The 5,324-nt window shown below is 60.9% G+C and carries 3 protein-coding genes; 1 reads left to right on the top strand and 2 read right to left on the bottom strand.

Features of this window, described 5'->3' with window-relative positions:
• The coding region (locus Q0J74_RS10250; protein ID WP_297214293.1) for a hypothetical protein at nt 1–208 on the top strand (208 nt) is incomplete at its 5' end.
• A gap of 132 nt (nt 209–340) precedes the next feature.
• Here Q0J74_RS10250 and Q0J74_RS10255 read toward each other — a convergent pair.
• Both Q0J74_RS10255 and Q0J74_RS10260 read right to left on the bottom strand, forming a co-directional pair.
• A complete protein-coding gene (locus Q0J74_RS10255; protein WP_297214297.1) occupies nt 341–1,543 on the bottom strand; it encodes a hypothetical protein in 1,203 nt (400 codons plus the stop codon).
• A 355-nt stretch (nt 1,544–1,898) separates the two neighbouring features.
• Nucleotides 1,899–5,324: chitobiase/beta-hexosaminidase C-terminal domain-containing protein (locus Q0J74_RS10260; RefSeq protein WP_297214300.1), on the bottom strand; the 3,426-nt coding region annotated here is incomplete at its 5' end.

The raw sequence follows: 5,324 nt of genomic DNA on the forward strand, positions 1-5,324 counted from the left end.
TATCAGCTGGTGGCTTTACGATGCCGCCCCAGACTATGAAGTCTGGACCGATGATGAAAAAACTAAGTGGTGCCTGATGGAACCGGAAGCCCTGTATGATTTCATCCGGGTGTTGCTTTGCAAACAAGCCGCGAAAATTTTGCAGATAAAATCCAAAATTAAAGTGCTTAAAAAGGCTTCTTTCACAAGTACCAGAAAAGGCGTTTAAGAGGAGTATTTCAGCCTCTTAAACGCCTTTTCTTTTACCTGCGATCAACAGGCACTTTTTCGATTGCCGTGTTCTTCGACAATCAGATCTTTCCCCGTCTTGCGCTGGCTGTTTGGTATGTATTCGATCAAGTCAGATATTCAGATATTGTTCGGGGTCTAATTGTCCCCCCATACGGACAAACTCAGGAAGTCCTGTATGAGCCAGCTCCCGCCGGGCCAGGGATGGAATGGTCTTTCCATAGGTGGAGTCATACATATCCCGGAAGTTGGCCACATCGTTGGTCTTTTTCAGGTCCATGGGGATGTCCAGAATGGCAAAGCAGCTCTTCTTTCCCTCGCAGAACCCGATGAGGGCGGACTGCACTTCGGGTACGGTGACGCCGGGGATGGCCAGGAGGGAAACATTGCTGTTCTCCTGGAAGGCTTGCAGGCCGGTGCGCTTGCCCGGGCCGTCGTCCTTGCCTAGATAGGCGTCGGCGGTGACGGCCAGCACGGAGCCGTCGCTGCCGCCGGCCAGGGTCAGAACCATCTCTCCGCCGGTTCCGGCGCACAGGTCATAGGGGGTGATGCCGGCTGCCTTGGCAGGAGCGGGGGCGGCCTTGTCGTCCTTCTTCTCGTCCTTGGCCGCGGGAGCGGGAGCATCTGCCTTGGGGGCGGGGAGCACCTCCACCCGGATCAGGTCGCTCTTGGCGGTCTTCACCGGGGCGTAGTTGAGCGTCTCGGGCTTCAGGGACAGGTTCTCATAGGTCTCCACCGTGTCGTCCAGCCGGGCGGTGATGGTAATTTCGCAGGTGCGGATGTACTTGGCGGTACCCACTTTGGTGTCTGCCACCCCCAGAGTACAGGGGGCGTCCAGGGTAATCACCTTGTCCAGCACGCTCTTGACGGTGGCATAGGCGGCTTTGGAGCCGTCGAACAGCTCCACCACGTCGCCGGCGTTGAACCCGTCGGAGTTCTTCAGAGTCAGGTCGGCGCCGTTGACGGCGAACACCTGAGTCTTGGCCTTGTAGGAGGGGGCCACGGTGACCCGCATGTTCTCCGCCCAGGCGCCTGGGTTGGCGGCGGTGAGCTTCAGCACGCCGGTGGTAAGGGTAGCCGCCTTGGCATCCCCGGGTACAGACCGCATGATATAGGCCCGGGAACCGCCGTTGGCAAAGAACTGCTCCACCGCATAGGGAAGGAACCGGCCGGCGCCGTAGCCCGCCTCACTGAGATAGCCGCCGTACATGCGCTTGTAGTCGGCAAAGCTGGTAACCAGCTGGGGCTGCCCCACCACGGGACCGCGCTCCGCCAGGCCCACGAAGCCTGCGGTACTGGTGCTGACCCCCTGCATGGGTGTGGCACCCGAATCATACTCCTCTACGTATACACCTGGGGACAAATATCATGATGGAGATGCTGGCCGAGGAGGAGCGGCGAAAGGGCCACTGACCGCATTTTCCGGTCTGGCTGTAAAGCGCAGGCTGTGCATCACCCGAAAATGCGGCAGGTTCCGCAGGCTTTGCCCCACGCTGAAAAAGGGGCTGCCGCTCCTGCCGGTTCCTCCGGTGCTGCCATCACAAAACCTCATAGCTTCAGCGGATTTGTCTTTTATCCCAGCAGAACGGAAAAATGGCCGCCCCGGGAGGGCGGCCATTTTTCGCTATAATCGGTTTTTCATGCAGTTTGGGGACTCCGCGCGGGAAAATTCAGTCCTGGTACTGCAGATGGGGCAGCCCCCGGAAGGCGCCCTGGGTAAACTGCCAGGTGGAGGTGAAATCAAAGCCGGAATAAGAGTTCTGGGCATAGGGCGCGGTCACCGCTGTCCCTCCATTATAATACTCGGTACCGGTGACGCTCTGACCCACCCGATAACAGCTGTTTATGGTAGCCGCAGCTGCCGTCAGGCCGCCCACATAGGAGTTGCTGCCGCCGAACACGTCGCCCGCGGCATAGCACCGGGTGAGCTCAGTCTGAATCAGCCAGCCGCCCAGACCGCCGGCAAACAGGCCGGAAACGGTAATGGTTCCGCTCCTTCGGGCAGTGACATCGCCCAGCGCGAAGCAGTCGCTGATATCCAGCTGATTCCCTTTGCCTATCAGTCCGCCGGCCTGGGTCCCCGCAACGCCGCCGCTGCCGCCCGGATAGCTTACCGACACATCGCCGGTGGCGTAGCAGCGGGAAAGGGAGGCCGCCTGATATCCGCTCCCGCTCTCCAAATCAGCAATCAGGCCGCCGGCCAGACAGACGTTGCCGGACGTGGACTGGAAGGCCTGGGCCGACGCGTCACAGGTGGAGAAGCAGTTGACGATCTGCTTCTCCGGCTTGTTCATCAGGTAACCCACCAGTCCGCCGGCGTAAGGCGCCATTCCGCTGGCGGACACCGGCCCGCCGGTGGTATAGCAGTTGATGTAATTGGTATTCTTGGAATGGCCCACCAGGCCGCCGGCATAGGATACATCGCTGGCGTGATAGGCGCTGACGCCCCGGGGGTCAATCTCCACCGTCAGGTTTTTGATGGTAGCGTCATAGGCGGAGGCGAACAGGCCCGCCAGCTGCTCCTCGCTGGCAGAGGAAACGTACAGGCCGCTGACCGTATGGCCCCGGCCGTCCAGGGTACCCTGGAAGCCGTAGACGGGGGACCACTCGCCGGTAAGCTGGATGTCCTGGGTCAGATAGTAGGTCTTGCCCACGCTGTCCGCACTCTTAATGGCGGCCAGCTCCTGGGCGCTGGAGATGGGGATGGCGTCGGCGGGCAGAGTATCCGCCGTGGGATCGGCCAGGAAGCCCAGATGATAGGTGGGGGCCTTGACGGTGACGGGAATTTCCACCGACTTGGCAACGCCGCCCGCGATATAGGTGTAGGTCACGGTGGTGCTGCCTTCGGCAACCAGCGTCACATATCCGGAGGAGGCCCTGGCCACATAGCTGTTCCCGCTGGAATAGGAGTAGGGATTTACCGTCTGGTCTGCCTTGCCGTTGAGATAGTGGGCGGTCAGCTCCACGGGAATGACATCCCCCTCAGTCCCTTCGATGGCGGCGGGCCGGGCGGTGAGGGAATCCAGTATGTAGACCACCTCAATCTCCGACGGGGTAAAGGTCCAGGCCTCGCACAGGGGCTCCTGGGTGGCGCTGTCCAGGCAGAACACCTTGAGCTGCGCGTCCTCCGGCAGCAGCTGGGCAGAGGGATAGGTGAAGCTCACCGTCTGGCTGCGGGTATTGGCGGGCAGCGTCACTTGCTTCATGGCCGCGTCCAGCTGCTTGCCGTTCCGGTACGCCGCCGCGTAGAGCGTTACCGCCTTCTCTTCCAGCAGTGTGTTGGTCAGCCGGGCGGTGATCTCATAGTTCTCCCGCTTTTCCACCTCCACATCCTGCACCCGGAAGAAGTAGGAGTTGAAGGTATAGCGGAACTCCTTGTCCACGCTCCAGACCTTCTCGTAATCCTCCGCCTTGAGGGCCACCCGAACGACGGTGGAAACCGGCTCCTCCAGCTGGAAGGCGCCTTCATACTTGATTCCGTTGACAGCGGGGTCGCTGCCGTCCAGCGTATACAAAATCTCATAGCCTGCGTCGGTGGACAGGGTCACCGACAGGGGGACCTTATAATCTCCGGAAACCGGACTGGCCTTCACCTCCGGCAGCGTCATATTATAGCTGAATTCGCTGGTAGTCCCCCAGACGTTTTCAAAATCCTTGGACTTGGGAACCGCCCGAATGACGGTGGAAACCGGCTCGTCCAGCTGGATGGGGCCTTCGTACTTGAGGCCGTTGGTCTTGGGGTCGCTGCCGTCCACGGTGTACCAGATTTCATAGCCGGCGTCGGTGGACAGGGTCACCGGCGTGGGAACCTTATACTCTCCGGGAGCCGGGCTGGCCGTCACCTTGGGCAGCACCAGGTTATAGACAAAGCTGGTCTTTGCGATGGTCTCCCCCCACAGCTTGGCGGACACCCAAATTGTGGATGTGTGGTCCAGCTCAAAGGGGCCGGTGTAGCGCGTTCCGTCCTCCTCCAGATACCAGCTGTCCAGGGCGTACCACAGCTCCGCGTCCGCCCGGTTGCAGGAGAGGGCAATGGTCTGAATGGTCTGATAGTTGCCCGGTGCCGGCGAGGCCTGGATTTCAGTGTTGGGCAGGGTGTAGGTAAAGGTCTCCGTGGCCATCAGCTGGTTCCCATACCTGGCGTATACGGTGAGCTGCGTGGTCTTGTAGATGCCAATTCCATCCTCATATGCCTGCTCCGTGCCGCCGCTCAGCCGGTACGACAGCTGGGCATAGTCCGCGCTGCACGCCAGGGTGACCCAAAGGGCGTCCTCATACTCCCCGCCTGCCGGCTGGGCGGTAATGGTCACCTGGGGATACCGGTAGGAGAAGGTCTTGACCTCGCCCCAGCTCCCATTTCGGAAGGCGGCTACCTTCAGCTCCGTGGTCTGGCAGATGGTGATGGGTCCTTCATATTTGATACCCCACCCCCGGGTGGGGTCGCGGCCGTCCGTGGTGTACCAGAGCCCATAGCCGTCCATGATGGTCAGCGTGACCTCCACGGGCTGGGTGTAGTCCCCCTCCCCGGGCTGGGCGGTAATGGCGGGAGAAATCACGTATTCATACGAGAGCACATCTCCGAACACACCGCCCACCGCCGCCGCGGCCCGGATGGTGGTGGTGGAGAAAATCCCGATGGGGCTGGTATAGGTATACCTGGTGCCGCTGGTGGTGGGGTCGCTGCCGTCGGTGGTGTAGTAGATCACCGCTCCCCCCGCCTCGGTATTCAGCTCCACCTGGATAGGCTTGTCGTAGGTACCCGCCTCCTGGGCCGCCCGCACCGGATTGCGCAGGTCCCGGTAAGTATAATAGGAGACCTGATAGACCGCGTCGCTCAGCTGCCCGTAGACCAGAAGCTTGGTATCCTGGGTCAGAGGGATGGGGTCGGTATAGGGCTGCTTATCCGCTGACTGGCCCAGGATGGTATAGAAAATCTCCTGGCCCGGCACCGTGATTTTCGTTGCCATCCTAAGCTCCGGCTGCTCCAGCTGCATATCGTAGGTCCCGGAAGGGAGGCTGGCCGACGCCCCCAGGGTCCGGGCAGTCATCTGGATGCTGCCGCTTCCATCCAGCATCCAGTAGGAGTCTCCGCTGGC

Source organism: uncultured Flavonifractor sp., from assembly GCF_944387675.1.
GTDB lineage: Bacteria > Bacillota > Clostridia > Oscillospirales > Oscillospiraceae > Flavonifractor.